At 69.8% G+C, this 22,041-nt stretch carries 26 protein-coding genes; 14 read left to right on the forward strand and 12 right to left on the reverse strand.

The features are described 5' to 3' along the window. Nucleotides 1-63: 63 nt before the first annotated feature. Nucleotides 64-2,289: a transglycosylase domain-containing protein gene (locus tag AB1673_06075; protein MEW6153540.1), complete on the forward strand. Its 2,226-nt coding sequence runs from the start codon at nt 64-66 to the stop codon at nt 2,287-2,289. A gap of 21 nt (nt 2,290-2,310) precedes the next feature. Here AB1673_06075 and AB1673_06080 read toward each other — a convergent pair whose 3' ends face one another. Beyond that, entirely contained in the window at nt 2,311-3,099 is a 789-nt protein-coding gene (locus tag AB1673_06080; protein MEW6153541.1) for a trypsin-like peptidase domain-containing protein, read from the reverse strand. Nucleotides 3,100-3,202: 103 nt separating this feature from the next. Here AB1673_06080 and AB1673_06085 point away from each other — a divergent pair, with 103 nt between their 5' ends. After that, nucleotides 3,203-3,574 carry an FxsA family protein gene (locus AB1673_06085; protein MEW6153542.1) on the forward strand — a complete coding sequence of 124 codons (372 nt, stop codon included), beginning with the start codon at nt 3,203-3,205 and terminating at the stop codon, nt 3,572-3,574. 9 nt (nt 3,575-3,583) lie between these two features. Here the strand turns inward: AB1673_06085 and AB1673_06090 are convergent, their stop codons facing one another. Next, nucleotides 3,584-4,222 (reverse strand): response regulator transcription factor, encoded by a 639-nt coding sequence (locus tag AB1673_06090; GenBank protein MEW6153543.1) that lies wholly within the window; start codon nt 4,220-4,222, stop codon nt 3,584-3,586. A gap of 152 nt (nt 4,223-4,374) precedes the next feature. Then, the gene (locus AB1673_06095) at nt 4,375-4,821 is read right to left on the reverse strand and encodes a hypothetical protein (GenBank protein ID MEW6153544.1); all 447 of its coding nucleotides are present in this window, start codon (nt 4,819-4,821) and stop codon (nt 4,375-4,377) included. Between the two features lie 655 nt (nt 4,822-5,476). Here AB1673_06095 and AB1673_06100 point away from each other — a divergent pair. Beyond that, nucleotides 5,477-5,947, forward strand: a complete 471-nt coding sequence (locus tag AB1673_06100; protein ID MEW6153545.1) for a response regulator transcription factor — start codon at nt 5,477-5,479, stop codon at nt 5,945-5,947. Nucleotides 5,948-5,965: 18 nt separating this feature from the next. On the opposite strand, the gene AB1673_06105 is transcribed toward AB1673_06100, so the two are convergent. After that, nucleotides 5,966-7,153, reverse strand: coding sequence for an Mrp/NBP35 family ATP-binding protein (locus AB1673_06105; GenBank protein ID MEW6153546.1), 1,188 nt, complete (start codon nt 7,151-7,153; stop codon nt 5,966-5,968). Between the two features lie 39 nt (nt 7,154-7,192). Here AB1673_06105 and AB1673_06110 point away from each other — a divergent pair, with 39 nt between their 5' ends. From AB1673_06110 to AB1673_06120, 3 genes are read left to right on the forward strand one after another with little or no spacing between them, the layout of a single operon-like run. Beyond that, on the forward strand, nt 7,193-7,942 hold the full coding sequence (locus tag AB1673_06110; protein ID MEW6153547.1) for a helix-turn-helix domain-containing protein: 750 nt from the start codon (nt 7,193-7,195) through the stop codon (nt 7,940-7,942). A 37-nt stretch (nt 7,943-7,979) separates the two neighbouring features. Then, a complete protein-coding gene (erpA, locus tag AB1673_06115) occupies nt 7,980-8,342 on the forward strand; it encodes an iron-sulfur cluster insertion protein ErpA (GenBank protein ID MEW6153548.1) in 363 nt (120 codons plus the stop codon). A 9-nt stretch (nt 8,343-8,351) separates the two neighbouring features. Continuing rightward, a complete protein-coding gene (locus AB1673_06120) occupies nt 8,352-8,702 on the forward strand; it encodes a Rid family detoxifying hydrolase (protein MEW6153549.1) in 351 nt (116 codons plus the stop codon). Between the two features lie 7 nt (nt 8,703-8,709). On the opposite strand, the gene AB1673_06125 is transcribed toward AB1673_06120, so the two are convergent. The 3 genes from AB1673_06125 to AB1673_06135 all read right to left on the reverse strand — a co-directional run bounded on the left by AB1673_06125 (nt 8,710) and on the right by AB1673_06135 (nt 12,200). Beyond that, nucleotides 8,710-10,077 carry a Fic family protein gene (locus AB1673_06125; protein ID MEW6153550.1) on the reverse strand — a complete coding sequence of 456 codons (1,368 nt, stop codon included), beginning with the start codon at nt 10,075-10,077 and terminating at the stop codon, nt 8,710-8,712. 97 nt (nt 10,078-10,174) lie between these two features. Continuing rightward, nucleotides 10,175-10,855 carry a response regulator transcription factor gene (locus AB1673_06130; GenBank protein ID MEW6153551.1) on the reverse strand — a complete coding sequence of 227 codons (681 nt, stop codon included), beginning with the start codon at nt 10,853-10,855 and terminating at the stop codon, nt 10,175-10,177. Between the two features lie 10 nt (nt 10,856-10,865). Beyond that, nucleotides 10,866-12,200 carry a glutamine synthetase family protein gene (locus tag AB1673_06135; protein MEW6153552.1) on the reverse strand — a complete coding sequence of 445 codons (1,335 nt, stop codon included), beginning with the start codon at nt 12,198-12,200 and terminating at the stop codon, nt 10,866-10,868. A 174-nt stretch (nt 12,201-12,374) separates the two neighbouring features. Between AB1673_06135 and glnA the strand changes: the two genes are divergently transcribed. Then, entirely contained in the window at nt 12,375-13,799 is a 1,425-nt protein-coding gene (gene glnA, locus AB1673_06140) for a type I glutamate--ammonia ligase (GenBank protein ID MEW6153553.1), read from the forward strand. A 188-nt stretch (nt 13,800-13,987) separates the two neighbouring features. Next, entirely contained in the window at nt 13,988-14,350 is a 363-nt protein-coding gene (locus AB1673_06145) for a hypothetical protein (protein MEW6153554.1), read from the forward strand. A 14-nt stretch (nt 14,351-14,364) separates the two neighbouring features. On the opposite strand, the gene tcmP is transcribed toward AB1673_06145, so the two are convergent. From tcmP to AB1673_06160, 3 genes are all read right to left on the reverse strand, one after another. Next, a complete protein-coding gene (tcmP, locus tag AB1673_06150; protein ID MEW6153555.1) occupies nt 14,365-15,351 on the reverse strand; it encodes a three-Cys-motif partner protein TcmP in 987 nt (328 codons plus the stop codon). A gap of 2 nt (nt 15,352-15,353) precedes the next feature. Further along, complete coding sequence (locus tag AB1673_06155; GenBank protein MEW6153556.1) at nt 15,354-16,100, reverse strand: phage Gp37/Gp68 family protein; 747 nt, start codon at nt 16,098-16,100, stop codon at nt 15,354-15,356. A gap of 71 nt (nt 16,101-16,171) precedes the next feature. Next, nucleotides 16,172-16,501: a hypothetical protein gene (locus AB1673_06160; protein MEW6153557.1), complete on the reverse strand. Its 330-nt coding sequence runs from the start codon at nt 16,499-16,501 to the stop codon at nt 16,172-16,174. 301 nt (nt 16,502-16,802) lie between these two features. Between AB1673_06160 and AB1673_06165 the strand changes: the two genes are divergently transcribed. After that, entirely contained in the window at nt 16,803-17,048 is a 246-nt protein-coding gene (locus AB1673_06165) for a type II toxin-antitoxin system VapB family antitoxin (GenBank protein ID MEW6153558.1), read from the forward strand. Then, nucleotides 17,009-17,422: a PIN domain-containing protein gene (locus AB1673_06170; GenBank protein MEW6153559.1), complete on the forward strand. Its 414-nt coding sequence runs from the start codon at nt 17,009-17,011 to the stop codon at nt 17,420-17,422. Before AB1673_06165 ends, AB1673_06170 begins: the two co-directional genes overlap by 40 nt. A 121-nt stretch (nt 17,423-17,543) precedes the next feature. Here the strand turns inward: AB1673_06170 and AB1673_06175 are convergent, their stop codons facing one another. After that, nucleotides 17,544-18,113, reverse strand: coding sequence for a helix-turn-helix transcriptional regulator (locus AB1673_06175; GenBank protein ID MEW6153560.1), 570 nt, complete (start codon nt 18,111-18,113; stop codon nt 17,544-17,546). Nucleotides 18,114-18,188: 75 nt separating this feature from the next. On the opposite strand from AB1673_06175, the gene AB1673_06180 reads away from it, so the two are divergent. Beyond that, complete coding sequence (locus AB1673_06180; protein MEW6153561.1) at nt 18,189-19,772, forward strand: bifunctional NAD(P)/FAD-dependent oxidoreductase/class I SAM-dependent methyltransferase; 1,584 nt, start codon at nt 18,189-18,191, stop codon at nt 19,770-19,772. A gap of 454 nt (nt 19,773-20,226) precedes the next feature. Then, a complete protein-coding gene (locus tag AB1673_06185; protein ID MEW6153562.1) occupies nt 20,227-20,592 on the forward strand; it encodes a hypothetical protein in 366 nt (121 codons plus the stop codon). A 112-nt stretch (nt 20,593-20,704) separates the two neighbouring features. On the opposite strand, the gene AB1673_06190 is transcribed toward AB1673_06185, so the two are convergent. After that, nucleotides 20,705-21,271 carry a dihydrofolate reductase family protein gene (locus AB1673_06190; protein MEW6153563.1) on the reverse strand — a complete coding sequence of 189 codons (567 nt, stop codon included), beginning with the start codon at nt 21,269-21,271 and terminating at the stop codon, nt 20,705-20,707. Between the two features lie 109 nt (nt 21,272-21,380). Between AB1673_06190 and AB1673_06195 the strand changes: the two genes are divergently transcribed. Beyond that, on the forward strand, nt 21,381-21,629 hold the full coding sequence (locus tag AB1673_06195) for a hypothetical protein (GenBank protein ID MEW6153564.1): 249 nt from the start codon (nt 21,381-21,383) through the stop codon (nt 21,627-21,629). Continuing rightward, nucleotides 21,626-22,003 (forward strand): PIN domain nuclease, encoded by a 378-nt coding sequence (locus tag AB1673_06200; GenBank protein ID MEW6153565.1) that lies wholly within the window; start codon nt 21,626-21,628, stop codon nt 22,001-22,003. Before AB1673_06195 ends, AB1673_06200 begins: the two co-directional genes overlap by 4 nt. The last annotated feature ends 38 nt before the right edge of the window (nt 22,004-22,041 follow it).

A 22,041-nucleotide genomic window follows, 5' to 3' on the forward strand; every position in this document is an offset into this window, starting at 1 on the left:
TTCGACCCTCCCGGCCACCGCCCGCGGTGGCCGGCCCGCCGCTTTCTGGAATGCTGGGGGCGCATGGGTTTGAAGTGGAAGCGGTTGCCGCAGGCCATCGTGGTCTTCCTGAGCGTGGCCATCGGCCTCCCGGTGGTGGTCATCGGCGTGGCTCTGGGCTCCTACCTGTTCCTGCCTCTCCCCACGCCCAAGCTGCCCAAGCCCGACCTGGGCATCGAGGCGTCGCGCATCACCCACATCTACGACGCCGCCGGCAACGAGATCGGCGTGCTGCGCAAGTTCGACACCAAGATCCCCGTCGAGCCCAGCGACATCCCCGAAGTGCTCAAGCAGGCGGTCGTGGCCGTGGAGGACCAGCGCTTCTACTCCCACAGCGGGCTCGACGTCCGTTCGGCGGCGCGGGCGCTGTGGGCCGACATCCAGGGCCGGGCCATCGTGCAGGGCGGCTCCACCATCACCCAGCAGTACGTCAAGCAGGTCTACACGGGTGGCGAGCGCACGTTCGCCCGGAAGCTGAAAGAGGCGGTCATCGCCAGCCGTATCGACCGCCAGATGGACAAGGACGAGATCCTGTTCAACTACCTGTCCACGATCTACCTCGGGGGCGGGGCCTACGGCGTGGGGGCGGCCGCCGAGTCGTTCTTCAAGAAGCCCGTGAACGAGCTGACCCTGTCGGAGTCGGCCCTGCTGGCCGGCATCATCCGGGCACCCAGCGAGCTCGAACCGCGGGCCAACCCCACGGCGGCCGAGGCCAACCGGGTGCGGTCCCTGCGCCTGATGCTCGAACAGGACCGCATCACCCAGGCCCAGCACGACGAGGCGGTGGCCCAGAGGGTCCACCTCGTGGGCACCGACCCCGAGCCCGGCGGGCCAGTCACCGCCATCCACCCCCTGGAGCTGGCCGCGGCCACCGAGCCCTACTTCGTCGACGCCGTGCGCCGCTACCTGAGCCGCCGCTACGGCGACGACGAGATCTACCAGGGCGGGCTGCGGGTGGAGACCACGCTCGACCCGAGGATGCAGCGGGCCGCCGAGGAGTCGGTGGCCGAGGCCCTGTCGGGCACAGAGGCCCCCCTGGAGATGTCTCTGGTGTCAGTCGAGCCCGGTACCGGCTTCATCCGGGCCCTGGTTGGAGGGCGCGACTTCTCGGTGTCCCAGGTCAACCTGGCCCTGGGCTCGTGCCCCGAGCAGGCGGTGGCGACCGGCGGCCCCATCTGCCTGTCGGGCGGGGGGAGCGGGCGCCAGCCCGGCTCGTCTTTCAAGCCCATCACGCTGGCCAAGGCGTTCGAGGCGGGGATCGGGCCCAGTCGCGTCTACTCCGGCCCGTCGACCTACCGCATCCCAGGCTGCACCGGAGACCAGTGCACGGTGAGCAACGTCGAGAGCGGGGCCTACGGCGCCATCTCCCTACGGGCGGCGACCGCCTACTCGGTGAACACGGTCTACGCCCAGCTCGTACGGGACGTGGGCGTGGCCGAGACGGCCGAGATGGCCCACCGTCTCGGCATGACCATGGTCAGCCCCGACGGCGTGCGGGCCGACGGCGAGGAGTACGGCGTGGCCCTCACCCTGGGGGCGGCTGAGACCTCGCCCCTCGACATGGCGGCCGTGTACGCGGTGTTCGCCAACCGGGGCGTGCAGCACCCGGCTACCCCTGTCGTGCGGGTCACCGACGCCTCCGGACGGGTCCTGGAGGACAACAGCGCCCGGCCCGGCAATCGCGTGCTGGCCGAGGCCGTGGCCGACAACGTGAACGACGTGCTCAAGGGGGTCGTGCAGTTCGGGACCGGGACCGGGGCCGCCATCGGCCGCCCCGACGGTACGGCCGGCAAGACGGGTACCAGCGAGGACTTCGGGGACGCCTGGTTCGTGGGTTACACCCCCCAGCTGTCGACGGCCGTGTGGATGGGCTATTCCGACAGCCGGTCCAGGCCGCTGCGCAACATCAAGGGCGTCAACCCGGTCTACGGCGGGACGATCCCGGCTCGCACGTGGCGGGCGTTCATGAGCGAGGCGCTCGAGGGCGTGCCGCCCGCCAACTTCGCCCGCCCCGTGGCCCTGGCCGGCGACATCGCCGCCGGGCCCCGCCGGGCGCCCGAGGAGACCCAGGTCACCCTGCCCGTCCAGATCGTGCTCGGCCCACCGCCCACGACCGCCCCACCCCCGCCGACCACCACCCGCCCGCCGCTCACGCTCCCGCCCAGCCTGTTCCCCACCACGACGGTGGCTCCGACCACGACCGTCCCGGGGCCGACTACGACCACGACCCGGGGCGGCCTGTTCGGCTGACGGGCGCGTCGCGGCCCAAGGTCAGGGAACGGTCGTGGTGGGCGTGGCGGTCGCCTCGCCCGGCCCGGCGTTGCCGCTGCCGCAGCGCAGCACCCGCTCGCAGGCGGCGTTGATGGGGACGGCGAAGAACACGCTGTCGGTCCCCCGCCCGCCCGGGTTGTAGGCCCGCGACGCCATGCCGATGACCTCGCCCTCGGCGTTGACCAGGGGGGCGCCTTGGCGGGCGTCGTCGACGAAGATGTTGTGCTGGGACCAGGCATCCGAGGACCCCAGGGCTATGCCGACGGCCAGGCGCTGGCCGGCGGCACCCACGTAGACCTTCTCGTTGACCTCGGGCGGCGCCTCGGCCCAGGGAAGGCTCTCGATGGCCCCGGGGACCACCAGCAGGGCCAGGTCGAGCGCCTCGTGCCAGGTCCACAGTGTGGCCTGGCGGTCGCCGTCCAAGGTGATGCCCGGCCCCGGCGCCCGGGTATTGGCCTTGACGACCGCGAACGAGGTGAGCAGGAGCGTCTGGCCACCGAACGAGCCGACGACGAAGGCTGACCCCTGCACCCGCTGGCCGGACTCGTCGGCCGTCACCACCGGCCTCACGCTGGCGGCCACCTTCGCAGCCAGCTCGGCCTCGGTCAGGCCCGTGGGCCCGGCGGTCGTCGTGGTGATGGGCCGGGTGGTGGGCGGCGCCGTGCCGTCTGGGTCACCGCTCTGGTCCCCGGTCTCCTCGACAAGGGGCCGGCCGGCGTCCACGCTGGCCCACACCAAGGTGGCCACGAAGGCCGCGGTAACGGCCAGCACGGTCGAGATGACGATCATGCTCACGGCGCCTCCGTGGTAGTAGCGGCGCCCCCGGGCCATGGGGAGCCAGAGTACCGGCGTGGGGAAGGGTGGCGGCAGTCGGCGTGTTACACCAGTGGAGATGTTCCCCCTCCTGATGGTCCTGTTCATCGTCGTACCGGTCGTCGAACTGGCGGTGGTTATCCAGGTCGGCCAGTCGATCGGCGTCTTCAACACCATCGGGCTCCTGCTGCTCGTCAGCTTCGTGGGTGCCTGGCTGGTGAGGCGCGAAGGGACCGGTGTGTGGCGGCGCTTCAACGAACAGGTCCGCGGCGGTCAGGTCCCCGGCAAGGAGATGGCCGACGGGGTGATGATCCTGTTCGCCGGGGCCCTACTGCTGACCCCAGGGTTCTTCACCGACACGGTGGGCCTGTTGCTGCTCTTCCCGCCGGTGCGGGCGGTGATCCGGGCGGCCCTGCTCAGCCGGGTGACGTTGCGGGTCGGCCGGTTGTGAGGCGCCTGCTCACTGCGCCTCGCTGAGCACGCCCTCGCGGATGGCGTGCATCACCGCGTCGAGGCGCGAACGCTGGTGCAGCTTGGCCAAGATGTTGGCCACATGGCGCTTGACCGTGTGGCTGGACAGGCAGAGGGCATCGGCGATCTCGTGGTTGGCGTACCCCAGGCTCACCAGGCGGAGCACCTCCAGCTCGCGGTCGGTGAGCGAGGCCGACGTATTGGCCGGACGGCCGCCGTGGCGGAACTCGCTGATGAGCTTGCCGGCGATGACCGGGGACAGGAGCAGCCCGAGGCCCCGGGCCACCACCCGCACGGCTCCCGGCAGGTCGTCGAGCAGCCTGTCTTTGACGAGGTAGCCGCTCGCTCCCGCCTTGAGGGCCTCGAAGACGTCGTTGTCGTCGTCGCTGGCCGTGAGCATCACCACCTTGGTGTTGGGCACCTCGTGGTGGATGCGACGGGCCGCCTCGAGGCCGTCGACCACAGGCATGCGGATGTCGAGCAAGACGAGGTCGGGGACCCTCTCTTGGACGACCTCGAGGGCCTGGCGGCCGTCTTCGGCCTCGCCCACGACCTCGATGTCGGCTTCCTCGGCCAGCAGCGCGGCCACGACCCGCCGCACCCGGCTCTCGTCGTCGGCGATAGCCACTGTGATCTTGTGGTCTTCTGGCTGCAAACCGGCCGCCTCGCCACTGGGGGTGGAGCCCCAGTGTACCGGCCCTGAAATGCAACAGGGCACCCCGCCGGAGCGGGGTGCCCTGTTGGGATGCGGTCCCCCCCGGGGCCGCCAACCTCAGGCCCCTACGGGCAGAGGTTGCTCTGGAGCTGGCTCAGGATCGACAGGCTCATCTCGGCCGCCTCGTGGGTGTGCTTGGCCCCGAAGCGGGCGACCTTGGCGTTCCCCCAGGCCACGACCTTGTTGGCCAGGATGACGGCCTTGTTGTCGACGATGGCCTGGGCGGCCCCGACGTCGCCGGCCAGGTCGATGGTCTTGAGCAGGTCCGAGACCGCCACCACCCACTCGGTGATGGCCGTGTTCATCTCCGACTCGGCCGTGTTCTGGGCGTTGTTGGCGTTGTTGAGGGCGGTGCCCGTTACCCCGACGTTGGCGTTGGCCGTGCCCAGCAGGGCGGGCAGTGCCGTACACACCGCGGGGACCACAGCCACCGCGTGAGCCGGGGCCCCGATCCCGACGGACATGGCCGCCGCAGAGAGAGCCGTGAGGCCGACTGCAATTGTCTTGCGCATCCGTATTCTCCTTTGCTTTGTATTGCTTTGGTTTGTTGCTAGGAGGGTGGGGCGGCCGAAGGGACGCCTAAGTCGGACAGGTGGGCCCTCAGGAGAGCCTCTATCTCTTCCTGAGTTGGGACCCTCAGTTGGCCATTGTCAGTCGTGGACTGCCCGATCTGGGTGGTCAACGAGGCCAGGATCGCGGCCAGCTCTGGTGGTAGGGGCTCCGCCTCGGTGGTCGGCGGTCCGCCTTCGGTGGCCGTCGCCGGGGGGCGGCCGCCATCCGAACCTCCCAGGCTGCTCAGCGCTACTGAGCCGCCTATCGCCAGGAGGACCACCAGCGTGGCTATGCCCACCATCAACTTCTTCGATCGCATGACTGGAATCGGCTCCATTTCCGCAGCAGGTGCTCGCTGTGCAAGCTCCTCATCCCTCAACCGTCGTCATCTGACAGGAACGGTAAGTCCACTCAACCGAGAATGCACGGGCCATTCTGTGAATTGGCTCCCAGGAACGAGGGACGTGGCCCGATGGAGCCATACCCGCGTGGCTCCGTCGGGCCTTTCTTGCTCTAGGAGGCGATTACTCGCCTTCCGCCCTTCCTGGAAGCCGGTCACCGGTTTACGATCGGACCGGATGAACGCTCCAGCGCGGTACTGAGATCGGTGACGTCGTGGAAGGCGCCATCGGGGTCCTGCTGGCAGACGACGACGCCACCTTTCGCACCGCGGTCCGCAGCGCGCTGGCCGGCGAGGGCGACATCGCCGTTGTCGGCGAAGCGGGCGACGGCCGGGAGGCCATCGAGGCGGCCCGGGCGCTCTCCCCCGACGTGGTGTTGCTCGACCTACGGCTCCCGGTGATGGACGGGATCGAGGCGGCGGCCGAGATGCACCGCGCCAGCCCGGCCAGCCGGGTCGTGATGCTGACCGTGAGCGACGACGGCGACGACGTGCGCGACGCCCTGGAGGCCGGGGCCAGCGGCTACCTGCTGAAGTCCTCCGCCCTTGCTGACCTGGCCCCGGCCCTGCGGGCCGTCACCGGCGGGCTCGGCCTGCTGGTCGCGCCCGAGGTGGCATCCGCCCTGGTCACGGGCGACCAGCCCCGGCCCCCCGGGGACCAGGCCCGGCCCGCCGGAGTGGGCTGAACCGACCGGTCGGTCGGCTCAGGGGCGGGCGGGCCCGAGGGCGGCTTCGACTGCCGAGAGCAGGCGGGCTGTGCACCCGGCCATGTCGACGGGAGGCAGCAGCTCGTCCGCGATGGCCCTGGCGATGGCCGCAAAGGCCGTGCCCGCCGGGCTGGTGGGGGCGGCCACCGACAGCGGTGTGCCGGCGTCGTTGGCCGCACTGACGGCTGGTTCGAGCGGCACTTGGCCGACGAGGGGCACGCCGAGGTCGGCGGCCAGGGTGGCCCCCCCGCCCGTCCCGAACAGGGCGTAGCTCTGGCCGTGGTCGCACGTGAAGGCGCTCATGTTCTCGACCACCCCGAGCACGGTCAGGTAGGAGCGGCGGGCCATGTCGGCCACCCGGACGGCCACCTTCTGGGCGGCCACCGCCGGAGTCGTGACGATGAGCATCTGGGCCTGGGGGAGCAGGCGGCCCAGGGCCATCTGGATGTCCCCCGTGCCCGGGGGCATGTCGAGCAGCAGGTAGTCGAGCGGCCCCCAGGCCACCTTCTGGAGGAACTCCTCGAGGGCCTTGGCCAGCATGAGGCCCCGCCACATGATGGCCATGTCCTCGTCGTCGACGAGCAGGCCCATGCTCACCACCTCGAGGCGCCCCTCGCCCACGTCCACCCGGTGCGGGCGTATGAGCCGGCGGTCGTCGTCGGCCCCCAGCCGGCCCTTGGCCCCGAGCATCCGGGGGACGCTGAAGCCCCAGATGTCGGCGTCGAGGACCCCGACGGTGAAGCCCTGGGCAGCCAGCGCCGAGGCCAAATTGACGGTGACGCTCGACTTGCCCACGCCCCCCTTGCCGCTGGCCACGGCCACCACCCGGGCAGTGAGGGGCACTTCGGTGGGCGGGGCGTTGTCCGACGCCTTCTTGCGGGCCCGCTGCATCACCTCGGTGCGCTGGGCCTGGGTCATCTCCCCGAACGAGACCTTCACCGTGCCCACCCCGGGCAGGAGCCGGAGCTTGGACTCCACGTCCTGGCGGATCTGGGCCCGCAGCGGGCAACCGGCGATCGTGAGGGCGACGGTGACCCGGACGTGGGCGCCCCCGCCGTCGGTCGGCGTGATGTCGGTTTCTTGGACCATGCCGAGCGTGACGATGTCGGCCCCCAGCTCGGGGTCGATCACGCCCTGCAGGGTCCCGAGCACGTCGGCCTCAGTCGGCAGGGCGGTTGCGGTCACGCATGGATTTTACCGGGGTCGACCGGTAATATGCGAGACGTGGCAGATGTGACCGGCTCCGATGCCCCTGCCGCCTTCGGCTCCGAGGGCACCGACGGTTCCGGGAGTGTCCGGCTGGCCGTTCTCAAGGCCCTGGGCGACAACACCCGCTATGCCATCTACCTGGAGCTGGCCCGGGCCCAGGCCCCCCGGTCCACGTCTGACATCGCCGACACCCTTGGCCTGCACCCCAACACCGTTCGGCCCCACCTGGAACGGATGCGCGAGGTCGGCCTGCTCGACGTCGAGGTCGACAACCGGGGCAGCGTCGGCCGGCCCCAGCACCGTTACTTCCTGGCCGCCGACGCCCCATCGCTGGGGTTCGAGCCGCCTGCCTACCCACTGCTGGCCAAGCTTCTGGCCGGGGTGGCGGTGCAGGCCGGCCTGGGTGCCGTCGACGCCGCGGCCGCGGCCAGTAACCAGGGCCACGCCCTGGCCGCCGACCGTTCGGCGGCGACGGCCGGCGAGATGTCCCGCCCCGGGGCCCGCCCCGGATGCATCGAGGCCCTGACCACCGCCCTGGCCGACCTGGGGTTCGACCCGGCGGTAGCCACCGGTGACGGCCTGACCACCATCGCTTTCACTCACTGCCCCTACCGGGAGCTGGCCGAGGCCCATCCCGAGCTGGTCTGCAACCTCCACCGGGGACTGATCGAGGGGTTCGTGGAAGAACTGGGCGGCGCCAGCGTTGAGAGGTTTGGGACGCTTGCCGACCGGGACCCGTGCCAAGTGGAGCTGTCCGTCCGGTAAGCTGAGAGACGAGAATGTTCGAGGAGGACTTCCAATCATGAGCCTGAGCGAGCCGATCACCGTCACGCAGCAGCAGCCGATCCTCAACCTGAGCGATTCGGCCGCGGCCAAGGTCCGAGACCTCATCAAGGCCGAGGGCAACGACGAGCTGGCGCTGCGCGTGGCCGTCCGGCCCGGGGGTTGCTCGGGCTTCAGCTACGAGATGTTCTTCGACAGCGAGTTCGCCCCCGACGACCGCCTCACCGACTCCGGTGGCGTGCGCGTGGTGGTCGACGCCTCGAGCGCCCCTTACCTCAAGGGCGCCTCGCTCGACTACAAGGACGGCCTGCAGGGCGCCGGGTTCGCCATCAACAACCCCAACGCCACCCGCACCTGCGGCTGTGGCTCCTCGTTCTCCTAGGCCCCGGCCCTGAGCAAGCCGGTCGGCCCCTACTCGCCGGTCGTCCGCGCCGGCGAGTGGCTGGTCACGTCCGGCCAGATCGGCATCTCGTCAGGCGCCCTCGTGGCCGGAGGCTTGCCCGCTGAGGTGGGCCAGGCGCTGGCCAACCTGCGCGCTGTGCTCGAGGGGGCCGGCAGCTCCATCGGCGACGTCGTCAAGACCACGGTCTTTCTGACCGACATGTCCGACTTCGCGACGATGAACGAGCTCTACGCGGAGTTCTTCGGCGACCACCGCCCGGCCCGCTCGACGGTGGCCGTGGCCGGCCTGCCCCTGGGCGCCCGGTTCGAGATCGAAGCCTGGGCCTGGTCAGCTGGCTGACGCCCGCCTACCGAGCCCGCTGGCCGAGTTGACGGAATTGATCGGCCAGGTCAGCGGCCGCGTGGAACGAGAACGCCCGGCCTGTCTTGCGGCGGGTCAGTAGCCCGGCGGACTCCAGCCCGAGAAGGTCGGTGCGGGCCGACTGGCGGGCCACGTTGTGGCTCCGGGCGTGGGACGCGAACGTGTACTCGTGGCCGGGGGCGCGCAGCGCATGGCTCAGCAATGCCAGTTGGCGGTGGTTGAACGCGGGTGCGGCCGAGCCCGCCGGGGACGACCGAAGTAGGGCCTCGACGGTTCGGACCTCCTCGGCCTTGCGGGCCAGATAGGCGAAGAACTCGTCGATCGCCCGGCTGAGCACGCCCAACTGGTAGAGCAGGAAGTAGGTGAGGTCGTTGTCGTCGGTCTCGGTGTAGAGGAACGACCGGGCATAGCGGCTGGGAGCCTGCTTGAGCAGGCGCGAGATCGAAAGGAACTCGGCCAACCAGTAACCCTGGTGCAGCATCGACCAGTAGAACAGGGCACGGGCCGCTCGCCCGTTCCCGTCGGCGAACGGATGGTCGTACGCCAGCCAGAAGTGAAGCACCACCGCTCGCACGACCGGGTGCATGAAACCGGCCCCCGTCTCCCCGTTGGCGAACCGGCACAGGGCGTCCATGCGCTCGGGCAGCTCCTCGGCGGGCGGAGGGCTGTGCAAGAGCTGCCCGTCTTGGTCTAAGACCCGTACCCGCACGTCGCCGGGAGCCTGGAAACGACCTGAGGTCCCGGCCTCGTCGAGGGTGTCCTCGGTGACGATGGCCTGAAGGCGGCACAGTAGTTCGGGGGTCATCGGCTCGTCCCGGTGGTCACGCACGAACTGGACCGCCTGGAAGTTGTTGGCGATCATCCGCTCGCTGCGGTCACGAGGCCGTCGGCCCGACCGCAGCATGTCCGCCGCCACCGCCCGGGTCGTGACCGCCCCTTCGAGCTGGCTCGAGGTGATGGCCTCCTCGATTAGCGACCGCACCACGTACCGGTCACGGGTGGCGGGGTTCGTGACCACGGCGGACACCTTCACCTCACCGGCCGCCCGCTGGTCGACCCTATGGAGGTAGTCGAGCACCGGGTCGACCATGGCGTACCAGAAGGGTTGGCCGGCCTTGTCGGCCAGCGGCAGGGGTTTCCGCATGGCCAGGCGGACGAACTTGGTCTGCAGCCACCACTCGCGGGTGGTCAGCCCCTCCGGGGGAGCCAGGCGGCGCATCGTGTCCCAGTGCCGGTACTTGCCCGCCGTATCGGTGGGCGTCCCCCCGAAAAGGCGGGCGACCGTCTCCGGCTCCTCCCGATCGAGCCCAGCGAGGATCTCGCCCCCGTCGGGTGGCGTCTCGGGAAGCTTCATGAGGTGTACCTCGACGGCTAGATACCTGCTAGTTCCTGCCAAGTTAGCAGTTAAGTGCTAGCCTGGCCGTAATTAGCAGCTCGTCTACACTTGCCGCCTAGACGCCCCAGCGGCTCTGGCCGAAGCGGTAGCCGACCGAGCGGACGGTCTGGATCAGGCTGGCGTGCTCCTCGCCCAGCTTGGCCCGCAGGCGCCGGACGTGGACGTCGACGGTGCGGGCCCCCCCGTAGTACTCGTAGCCCCACACCCGTGAGAGCAGCACCTCCCGGGTGAACACCTTGCCTGGGTGGGTGGCCAGGAACCGCAGCAGCTCGTACTCCATGTAGGTCAGGTCCAGGGGCCGGCCGCTGATCATGGCCTGATAGGTCTCGAGGTTGAGGACCAGGGGGCCGTACTCGATGAGCTCGGGCCGGGTGCCGGTGCCCGTCCTCCAGAACATGTGCTTGAGGCGGGCCTCCAGTTCCCGGGACCGGAAGGGCGTGACCACGAAGTCGTCGAACAGGTCCTCGCGCAGCTCGAGGTCGTCGAGCTGGGTGCCGTCGACCACCAGTAGGAGCGGCTCCAGGGGCAGGTCGCGCTTGCGCAGGGCCCGGCACAGGGCGAAGGCCCCGTCGGCGTCGGCATCGGCGCACACGACGGCCCCCGACCAGCCGTCGTCGGGCTGGAGGTCCTCCACGGCGTCGGGGCGGCCCACGGCCACCCACGGGTAGCCCCCCACGTCGAGGCTATGCACCAGGGCCGGCGGGGCGGGCTCGGGGAAGACGAGTAGCGGTTCCATCAGGCCGGTCTCACAGGATTGGCAGGTAGCGTTCGATCTCGAACGGCGTGACCTGGCTGCGGTAGGAGTCCCACTCCGCCCGCTTGTTGCGGATGACCCACTCGAAGACGTGCTCGCCCAGGGTGTCGGCCAGCATCTCGGAGTGCTCCATAGCGGCGATGGCCTCGTCGAGGGAGCCCGGCAGGGCTTCGACACCCTCGGCCATGCGCTCCTCGGGCGTCATCTCGTAGAGGTTGGCAGTCAGCTCGTCGGGTAGCTCGTAGCCCTTCTCGATGCCCCGCAGGCCGGCGCCCAAGATGGCGGCGAAGGCCAGGTAGGGGTTGCAGGCCGGGTCGGGGGAGCGGAACTCGACCCGGGTCGAGGACTCCTTGCCTTTCTTGGCCCCGGGCACCCTCACCAGGGCCGACCGGTTGTTGCGGGCCCAGGCCACGTAGACGGGCGCCTCGAAGCCGACCACCAGCCGCTTGTAGGAGTTCACCCACTGGTTGGTTATGGCGGTGATCTCCTTGGCGTGGCGCAGCAGGCCGGCGATGAAGCCCTTGGCCACGGGCGACAGGTGGTGCTCGTCGTCGGCGTCGTAGAAGGCGTTGCGGTCGCCCTCGAAGAGCGAGACGTGGGTGTGCATGCCCGAACCCTGGACCCCGGCCAGGGGCTTAGGCATGAAGGTGGCATAGACACCCCGCTCGAGGGCCACCTCCTTGACGACCAGCTTGAAGGTCATGATGTTGTCGGCCATCGTCAGGGCGTCGGTGTAGCGCAGGTCGATCTCGTGCTGGCCGGGGGCGTCCTCGTGGTGGCTGTAGCGCACGGGGATGCCCATGGCCTCCAGGGCCAGGATCGTGCGCTTGCGCAGGTCGGTGGCCACGTCGGTCGTGGTCAGGTCGAAGTAGGAGCCTGAGTCGATGGGCACGGGCGTGGGCGAGCCGTTGGCCGACCGGAAGTAGAAGAACTCCATGTCGGGCCCGACGTAGAACGAGAACCCCTTGTCGCGCGCCCGCAACACGTTGCGCCGCAGCACGTGGCGGGGGTCCCCCTCGAAAGGCGAGCCGTCGAGGTTGGTCACGTCGCAGAACATGCGGGCCACGGGGGCGTCCTCGCCCCGCCAGGGGAGCAGCTCGAACGTGTTGGGGTCGGGCATGAGCAGCATGTCCGACTCCTGGATGCGGCTGAACCCGTCGATGGCCGAGCCGTCGAAGCCCAGGCCCTCCTCGAAGGCCGTCTCCAGCTCGCCGGGCACGATGTTGATCGACTTGATCTGGCCCAGCACGTCGGTGAACCACAGGCGGACGAAGCGGATCCCCCGCTCCTCCACCGATCGCAGCACGTAGTCCTGCTGGCGTTCCATGCCACCTCCGGCCGGGCGCGCCGGTCGCGCCCTGCGGCTATCTTCGCAGCCGTCCAGGCGGGCCCTGGCCAGTTCACACGCCGTTCACAAAGGTGCAACGAACGGGAAACCGGCTCGGGCCACCCTGAACGGCGTCCCGCCGTACCCGCAGAGCCATACCCAGAGGGGGAGAGTGTGCAGGAACGCAGCCCGGCTGATGTCCTGAAGCTGATCGCCGACGAGGGCGTCGAGTTCGTCGACTACCGCTTCTGCGACCTGCCCGGCCTGGTGCAGCACGTGAGCGTGCCCGCCAGCCAGGTGTCCGAGGACGTCTTCAGTGACGGCCACGGCTTCGACGGGTCCTCGATCCGGGGGTTCCAGGAGATCCAGGAGTCGGACATGATCCTGATCCCCGACCCCAACACGGCCTACGTCGACCCGTTCCGGGCCCGCAAGACCCTCAACGTGCACTGCTTCGTCCACGACCCGGTGACGGGCGAGCCCTACACCCGCGACCCCCGCTACGTGGCTAAGAAGGCCGAGGCCTACCTGGGCTCCACGGGTATCGGCGACCGGGCCTACTTCGGGCCCGAGCCCGAGTTCTTCATCTTCGACAACGTGCAGTTCTTCTACAAGGGCAACGCCTCGATGCACCTCGTCGACTCGATCGAGGGCACGTGGAACACCGGGCGGGACGAGGGCCCCAACCTGGGCTACAAGCCCCGCACCAAAGAGGGCTACTTCCCGGTGCCGCCCATGGACCACTACCAGGACCTGCGCTCGGAGATCGCCGCCACCCTGATCTCCCTCGGCATCCCCGTCGAGCTGCACCACCACGAGGTCGCCTCCGGCGGCCAGGGCGAGATCGGCATGCGCTTCGACACCCTGCTCAACATGGGCGACAAGCTGGTCACGTTCAAGTACGTGGTGAAGAACGTGGCCAAGGCCTTCGGCAAGTCGGTCACGTTCATGCCCAAGCCCCTGTTCGAGGACAACGGCTCGGGCATGCACACCCACCAGTCGCTGTGGAAGGGCGACTCGCCGCTGTTCTACTCAGAGACGGGCTACGCCGGGCTGAGCGACATCGGCCGGTGGTACATCGGGGGGCTGCTGGCCCACGCCCCGGCCATCTTGGCCTTCTCCAACCCGACCACCAACTCCTACAAGCGGCTCGTGCCCGGCTACGAGGCCCCGGTGAACCTCGTCTACAGCCAGCGCAACCGCTCGGCCTCGTGCCGCATCCCCCTGGCCCAGAAGAGCCCCAAGGCCAAGCGAGTGGAGTTCCGCTGCCCCGACGCCTCCTCCAACGCCTACCTGGCCTTCGCGGCCATGCTCATGGCCGGCATCGACGGCGTGCAGAACCGCACCGAGCCCCCCGACCCGGTCGACAAGGACCTCTACGACCTCCCCCCCGAGGAGCTGGCCCTCGTGCCCCAGGTCCCCGGCTCGCTCGACGCCGCCCTCGAGGCCCTCGAAGCCGACAGCGACTTCCTGCGGGCCGGCGACGTCTTCACCGACGACATCATCGACACCCACATCGCCTACAAGCGGGCCCACGAGATCGACGCCCTCCGCCTCCGCCCCCACCCCTACGAGTTCCACCTCTACTACGACATCTGATCGGACGGCCCGCTGACCTGGGGAAACGTGGGTCAGCGGCCTGCTCGGTCCGTCTATGTTCCGTGAGAGCGGCGGTCAACGTCGGTTCTCGACCGATGTGGACGGCGACTCATGGGCACGCAAGGGGTTACCAGCCGACGGCGAGAGATACCCCCATGGGCGCCCGGGCGGCCATGGGGTCGCCTGTGATGACCGAGGCTGACTTCGTTCGGTCGCTCGTTGACGAGGCACCCGAGATCCGAGATCTCATCGACGTGCACCTGAGGGATCAGTCAGGCGAACTCCTGCTGCATCTGTTGGTCGCGGACGTTCGGAGGGTGGCGGTGGACGCGTTCCAACGAGGCGACGGCGACCTCCTCCGCCGTCTACTGGACCTTCTCGACCGAGCCCTTCGTGAGGGCGATGAGCTCGTGGAGAACGCCGTAGCCGTGTCCTTCGTCGAGGACACGGGGTGGTGGGAGCCAGCGATGCGGCCCTTCATCGACGCCTGGCCAGCCGCCCTCCGAGCTGAGGCCCTGCGCCAACAGAGCAGCGATCCGCCGCGTCCTTGAGCGGTAGCCGCCCGCTATTCGGGATCAGTGGAGCCGTAGGGCAGCCACGGTTCGGAGTGGATGTAGAGACGCTCCCGCGGCCCTCGTGGTCGCGCGGCGGCCACCTCGAACTTCTCGCCGAACAGACTCTGCACGCCGGCCTCCTGCTCGGCCAGCCGCTCCCGGCGATGTCGAGCCTCCTGCCGCATCCGTGGGAACTCGTCGGCTGCCGCGTTGTACAGATCGGTCATGATCCGGTCACCAGCCGGGTGATCGGTTGCGAAGATCATGTGGTAGATGGAATGCCCGCGCTCGTTGAAGATCTCGAGCGGGTGAGTGCGGCGGTAGCCGAGGATGTGCTGGAGCCGCCATCGCATCAGGTTGACGTACTCCTCGCGAGCGTCGCTCGGATCGAGCATTCCTGTGACTCGAGCCTCGTAGATGGCTCGCCACTGGCCGGTCCCGTACATGCGGTCGAGCTTCTCGGCGTCGACATCGCGGACCGTGCCGTCGGTGCGCAGCGTGCGGATGAACATCCCCGCTGCCAGGAGCAGCCAGATCTCAGGTTTCGTGAGCGTCGGCTTCTTGAACTTCGAGATCGCCTCGAGCGTTGACCAATGGACATCGGGGCCGTTCGGATCGACGAAGGCGAACGTTGGTGCCCAGTTGACCGACGACAGCGAGGCGAGCGCCGCCCCGATGGTCACGTTGCAGTCGCCTGGCACCACCTCGAAATCGCGGTCGCCGAAGTCGGCCGCCAGGGAAGAACGAAGGCGCGAGGCAAACGGCTCGAGTTCGAAGAAGCGCAAACGACTGAACGGTGAGTCGGTCGTCGCCAGCGCGATGCGCGCTGAGCCATCCAGGTCGGCTTCGGTCAGCCGCTCCCGGTTCTGTGGCTGACCCCCGAACAGGTCGAGATACAGGATCTCGGGCTGACCCTTCGATGCCGTCGTGAAGGCGTCGAGGTAGCGGCGCAGCAGGTCGAGCTTCCCGCGGGTCCAGAAGCCCCAGTACCGGGCCATCGTCAGGCTCCGATGAGCGCCGGCATCTCGTCGTAGGTGTGACCGGCGAGCGTGCGGCCACCAGCTTTCGGCGTAGGTCCACCCCACTGCTTGAAGAAGAACGGCACCCCAGCGGCGGCGCACTGGTCGCGGAGGTCGAGGACCCATCCTTCCTCCATCGGGCGGGCCTGGGGGCCGCTCTCACCGCCGGCGATGAGCCAGTGGATGCCGTCGAGGTCGAGTTTCTCGAGCGGGCCGAGGAGCGGCTCTGCGCTGACGAACCGGATAGCCGCGTCGACATGTCGGAGGTGGTCGAGCCGGAAGCGGTACCTGCTGCTCTCGACACTGACACCCATCCAGAGGTTCGGGGGCCAGTCGAGCTTCGGTCCGAGGCTGGCGAGCCGCTTCGAGCGCTTCGTGAGCACCTGGTACTGGTGCTGCGGCGTGTCGGCGATGACCTCGAAGACCTGCCGGATGTAGGTCTCGGGAACGTCTTGGTGGAACAGGTCGCTCATCGAGTTCACGAAGATGACCCGGGGTGAAATCCACGACCGGGGGATCTCGAGCGTGTCGGGGTGGAGCGTGAGACCGAAGCCCGGTCCGCTCGTGCGGGGGTCACCATCGTTCTGGTACTTCGCCTGGCCCATCGCCTTCAGGCGCTTCGACAGAGTGAGGGCGTAGCAGTTATCGCAGCCCGGCGAGGTCTTGTCGCAGCCGGTGGTCGGGTTCCACGTGGCCTCGGTCCACTCGATGGCGCTGCGGTCTCCCATGGGTGCTCCCTCTCGCTCCACTCGTCGTGCTGGTCGATCGGCGTGGATCCCGCGGCGGGAGTGCTGGAACCTCATCGAGGTCGCCGACTTGCAAGGTCATCGTACGCGGGGGCAGTGACATGTTCGGGGCGTTGCCCGGCCAGCAGCCGGTCCACGGCCTTGCGAGCCATGTAGCTGGGGGCGAGGTCCTGTTGCAGCTTGCGCAGCCACGCCTGGATGACCGACGGCTTGATGCTGCGCAGCTCGCGGTGGCCGAAGTGGCGGCTGGCGTGGAGGCGGAGCCGTAGCTCGGTGGCCTCCCGAGAGCTCTCGTCGAAGGTCTGGGCGGCGAGCCAGCGCTCGGCGGACTCGGCGAAGGTGACCCTGCCGGCGGCTGGATCGACGTAGGCGCCCCGCAGCACGTCGGCTCGGACGGTGACGACGAAGCGTTCGGCATCCTGCTCGCGGGCGAAGGTGCGCGCTCGTGGCCGTTGGGGTCGAGGTAGCGGGCCTGCCAGCGGTTCCCCTTGCCGTACCGGCCGGTGCGGACCCGCCGGCCGGCGACGGTCTTCTCCCACAGGTCCTGGACGTGTGCCACCGGGCCTCCTCGGTGACGGCACAGCGGCGCCGGACGCGGCTCTGCAGACGGGAGGCCTCCCAGGTGTCCAGCGGGCCGGGGAAGGCAACCGGCTCTGTCTTCCTACTTAGAGTACGATAGCTGTCGTGGCGGTGTCGAAGGTGTCGCTGAGCATCGACGAGGACGTGCTGGCCGAGGCCCGCGCCCGAGCGGGGCGCCGTGAGCTGTCGTCGTACGTGAACGAGGCGCTGCGCCGCCAGCTCCAGCGGGACCGGCTCGCCGAGCTGGTCGCAGCGATGGAGGCGGAGTCAGGTCCGGTCCCGGACGAGGTGATGGAGGAGGCGCGCCGGCTGTGGCGAGGGCCCGACGCCAAGCGCCGCCGCAGCGCCTGATCCTCGACGCCGGCGCCGTCATCGGCCTGTCCCGGGCCGATGTGCGCGCCCGGGCCGCGCTGACGGCTGCGCTCGAGGCCGGTGCGGAGGTGTCGGTCCCTGCGGTGGTGGTGGCCGAGACCGTCCGAGGTGGGCCAGCCGACGCGCCCGTCAACCGGGTGCTCAAGGCCGTCGGTGAGATCGACGCTACGGACGAGCCCGTCGGGCGGACAGCGGGGCGGCTCCTCGGGGGTACCGGGTCGACGGCGACCGTCGATGCCGTCGTGGTCGCCACCGCGACCGAAGCAGGGGGCGCCGTGATCCTGACCGGGGATGCTGGTGACCTCGGTGTGCTCGCGGCCGACGAGCCGCAGGTGGTCATCGCGCCCGTGTGAGTCAAGGCTGGCAGCCCACCGGCGATGGCGCCGACGCGGCGCTACTACCGCCATTGTGGCGCCAAGCCGTGCGACGACTCCCGGCCGCCCCCCGTGGCTACCGACGGGCGGCAGGTGGTCGCTAGCCGCCGGGATCGCGGTGGACGTGAGTTCTCTGGCCGTCGCGGTCGAAGATCATGAGGACCTCGGCGGGCCCGTCGACGGCGGTGAGGGCGTGGGGCGTCATGGTGGCGAACTCGGCGGCCTCGCCCGACTCGACGGTGATGGCGCGTTCGCCCAGCAACAGGCGCACCCGCCCGTCGAGGACGAAGAACCAGTCGTGGCCGGGGTGCACCCGCGGCTCGGGCGGCCGGCGGGTGGGCCGCAGCCGCATCTTGACGGCGATCGTGCTGCCGGTGGGGCGGCTGAGCACCCAGGTCGTCCGGTGCCCCGACGTGGTCGGGGTCGGGCGGATGACCACGTCGTCGTCACTGCTCACGTCGAGCAGGGAGTCGAGGCCCACCTGGAGGGCGGCCGCAAGGGGGAGCAGCACGTCGAGGCTGATGGTCCGCTTGCCGGTCTCGACACGGCTGATGGTTGACGGGCTGAGGTTCGACCTGGCCGCGACGTCGTCGAGGGAGAGGCCGAGGCTGTGGCGCAAGCTGCGCAGCCGGGTGCGTACCACCTGCTCGATATCGTTCGGCTCGGCCATCGTCCCCCCTCGGGCGGCTTGCGAATACCGCAAGCTAGCATGCGTATCGTGTGGGAAGTCGCTACTGTGGCGACGATGAGCGAACACACCGGCCGCACCGTCGTGCGGCACTGCGACGTTGCTGTCGTCGGGGGCTCGGCGGCCGGGCTGGCGGCCGCCCTCCAGCTCGGGCGCCAGCGCCGGTCGGTGATCGTGGTCGACGCCGGTCAGCCTCGTAATGCCCCGGCGGCCCACATGCACGGCTACCTCGGCCACGAGGGCCTCGCACCCACCGAGCTGACCAGGTTGGGGCGGGAGGAGGTGCGCAGCTACGGGGTGGAGGTGCTCGACGGCCGAGCGGAGCGCGTCACCCGGGTGGACGACGACTGCTTCGGGGTCGAGCTGGCCGGTGGCCACACCCTCGTCGCTCGCCGGGTGGTGGCGGCCACCGGCTTGGTCGACGAACTGCCCGACGTCGAGGGCCTGGCCCGCCACTGGGGCGGCGACATCATCCACTGCCCGTTCTGCCACGGGTTCGAGGCCCGTGACCGGCGCATCGTCCAGATCGTCACCCACGAGCGGGGCCTTCACGTCGCCGTGCTGTTCCGCCAGCTCAGCGACCGGCTCACCCTCGTGGTGACCGACGAAGAGGCGGCTACCAGCCCAGAGATCGACCGGCTACGGGGCTCGGGGGTGGAGGTTGTCACCGGGCAGGTGCAGGCCGTCGTGACCGGTGACGACGGGCACGTCGCGGGCGTCGAGCTGGCCGGCGGCGGGGCCATCGAGGCCGACGTAGTGGTGGTCACCCCCCGGTTCAGGGCCAACGTCGGGCCCTTCCTGCCGCTCGGGGTACGACCCAGCCCTCACCCGAGCGGGATGGGTGAGGCCTTGGAGGTCGACGACACCGGGGCGACCGCCGTCCCCGGGCTGTACGCCGCCGGCAACCTGACCGATCCCAGCCAGCAGGTGCTGCACGCCGCCGCCGCGGGCAGTCGGGTGGGCGCCGTGGTCAGCTTCAGCCTGGCCGACGAGGACGTACGGGCGGCCGCCCGCCCGGGTGCCAACGAGGCCGACTGGGAACACCGCTACGGCGGCGACCAACTGTGGAGCGGCAACGCCAACGGCACGCTCGTCGGGCAGGCTCGCACGCTCGTGCCAGGTCGCGCCCTCGACGTGGGCGCCGGCGAGGGAGCCGACGCCATATGGCTGGCCGAGCAGGGCTGGAGAGTGACCGCCAGCGACATCTCCCGGCGAGCGCTCGACCGTGCCGCCGCCGAGGCGGACCGCCGCGGCCTGCGGGTCGAGTTCCGCCCGGCGGACGCGAACTCGCCGGGGGCGTTCGAGGCGGGCGCCTTCGACCTCGTGTCGGCCCAGTACGCCTCGATCCCGCGCACCCCCGACTATCGGGCTGTCCACAACCTGGCGGGTGCCGTGTGCCCGGGTGGGACGCTGCTCGTGGTCAGCCACGACCTCGAGCCGATGCGGGCCCCGATCGACACGGCCACCCACAGCCGGGCGTTCGATCCCGACGCTTTCGTGCGCGTCGAGGACTTCTTGGCGGTGCTCAACCCTTCCCCGGACTGGGACGTCGAGGTCCACGAGAAGCGGCCTCGTCCATCCGGCGCCGCCTCCGCGTCTCACCACGTGGACGACGTGGTGCTCCGCGCCCGCCGGCGATGACTACAAGCGGGGCCCAGACGGGTAGGAGCTCCCCCTCAACGGCGGCCCGACATGACGCCCTCCAGCGGGCGCTGGGTCTCTCCACCGCCGCGCCCCCCCGTCATCCCTGGCGTGTTGCTCGTCGCTACCGGCTCAACGGAGGCGCGCAGGGAGCGCCGTTCGCGGTGCGGGACGATGAAAGCACGCGTCGCCTGCTCGGCTGAACCGACGGCTCGATCGGCGGGCCCGGATGCACTGATGGCCCGGCTCCCGCCGTAGCCTTCAGCGATGCCCGAGACCTTCGCCGGTCTTCCGCCGACCACCCAGCTGTCCAGTGGCCAGGAGGCTTTCCTGGACGAGGCCAGGCGCATGGTCGCACACCTCGGCGCGCCCTGTTTCGCAGTATGTGCGCACTTCGGCTCGCGTCGAGCGGTTCCGAGGGAGCGATCAGCTCATCCTCGCCCTGACAAACCCGGTGAACGCCATCACGGTCGAGGCTTCCGTCAGCGCCAGCGAGATCATCATCGACATGAGCCAGGCAGATCGCTGGCGCTACCACTGGCACTTCGCACCTACGTGGAATGACGTCTACGGCGCGGTCCCCGACCGCTCCTGGTTGAGTCTTGCTGTCGACTTCGTTTCTGACTTGCTACTCGGAGAGGTGCGAGTGTGCTCGACGTATCGGGGCGATGACCTCGTCAAGATCCATGTCGAAGTCATCAGCGCTGAAGGCGAGCCCATCGTAAGCGGAACCGCTGGCTTCCCGACGGCGGCGGGACTCAAGTTCTGGCGCGAGCGCCGTTACGAAGAGGCGACGGTTCGCCTCCTGCTGAGGGGCTAGCCGGCGATCCGGAGCCGTCAGGTCCACCGGTGGAGCAACTGCCAGCGTGGTCCCCGTTGTCCCCGGGCGGGCGACGACATCGATCCTCCGGCGTGGCAGCGACCGTCGAACCTCAGCCTGTGGCTCGGCTGGGTTGGTAGCGCTGAGCGACCGCGCCCGCCCGGAACTCCTTGCGCTCCACTAGCTCCAGCTCGAGCCGTTTGCCCAGCCCGGCGAACAATGTCGGGCCGTGGCCGGCCACGATGGGGTGAACGACGAGCTCGAACTCGTCGATCAACCCAAGTTCCGCCAAGGCCAGCGGGAGGGTCACGCCCCCTACGTGCAGGCCTTCGCCCGGCTCCCCCTTGAGCTGCCGGACCGATTCCTCCAGGTCTCCGCCCACGAGCTCCGCGTTCCAGTCGACGTGGTCCAGGGTGCGCGACACGACGTACTTCCTGGCGCCGTCGATCGCCTGGGCGAACGGGACCATCCAGTCGTCCATCCATGCAGGCCACGTGCCCGTCGGGCCCTGGCGCCATGCCACTTCCATCATCTCGTAGGTCACCCGACCGAAGAGCAGCGCATCGGCTCGCGCCAGACCTTCAGCGAAGTGGCGATGCAGTTCCTCGTCGGGGCGGAAGACCCGGTGGTCGCAGCAGCCGTCGAGGGTGACGTTGATCGAATACCGCAGGGGCCTCACAGGCGCTCTCCCTGGCCTGGTTGGGGTAACGGGTCGACCGTACTCGCAACGGGTGGCGCCGAACGCCCGTCCAACGGTGCCCACTGTCGTATGCATTACGATCGTGTGCATGGCCCAGGTCGATCGCTTCTCCGTGACGATGCCCCCCGAGGTCGGAGCTGCCGTGCGCGCCGCGGCCGCTCGGGAAGGCACGAGCGTCTCGAACTGGCTTGGCGGGGCTGCCACCCAGCGCTTGCGGAACGAGCTCCTCGGTGCCGCGCTGGATCACTGGGAAGCCGAGCAGGGGCCCTTCAGCGAGGATGAGCTGAACGCCGCGGCAGCCGCCCTGAAGGGAGCCCGACGGCGCGGCGCGGCGTGACAGCCGTGCTCGATGCGGGCGCGCTGATCGCGATCGACAAGCGTGACCGCAGGGTCGGGGCCATGCTGCGTGTGCTCCAGCGCGATGGCGTGCCCCTCCGTACCAGCGCGGCGGCGCTCGCTCAGGTCTGGCGCGACGGTCGCCGGCAGGCCAACTTGGCGCGGGTCCTTCCCGGGGTCGAGGTCGCCCCTCTGGGCGATGTCGCGGCCCGGCGAGTGGGCGAGTTGTTCGGAGACAGCGCCTCCACCGACCTCGCGGACGCGCACGTGGCAACCCTGGTAACACCCGGTGCCCTCGTCCTGACCAGTGACGACAAGGACATCAAGGGGCTCCTACGGGCCCGCGGCGTGAAGGCCCGCATCGTGCACGTGTAGTGCCGCGACCATCCATCGAGCCCGGCACGGGGGGCGGC

This window comes from Actinomycetota bacterium, assembly GCA_040754375.1.
GTDB lineage: Bacteria > Actinomycetota > Acidimicrobiia > Acidimicrobiales > AC-14 > JBFMCT01.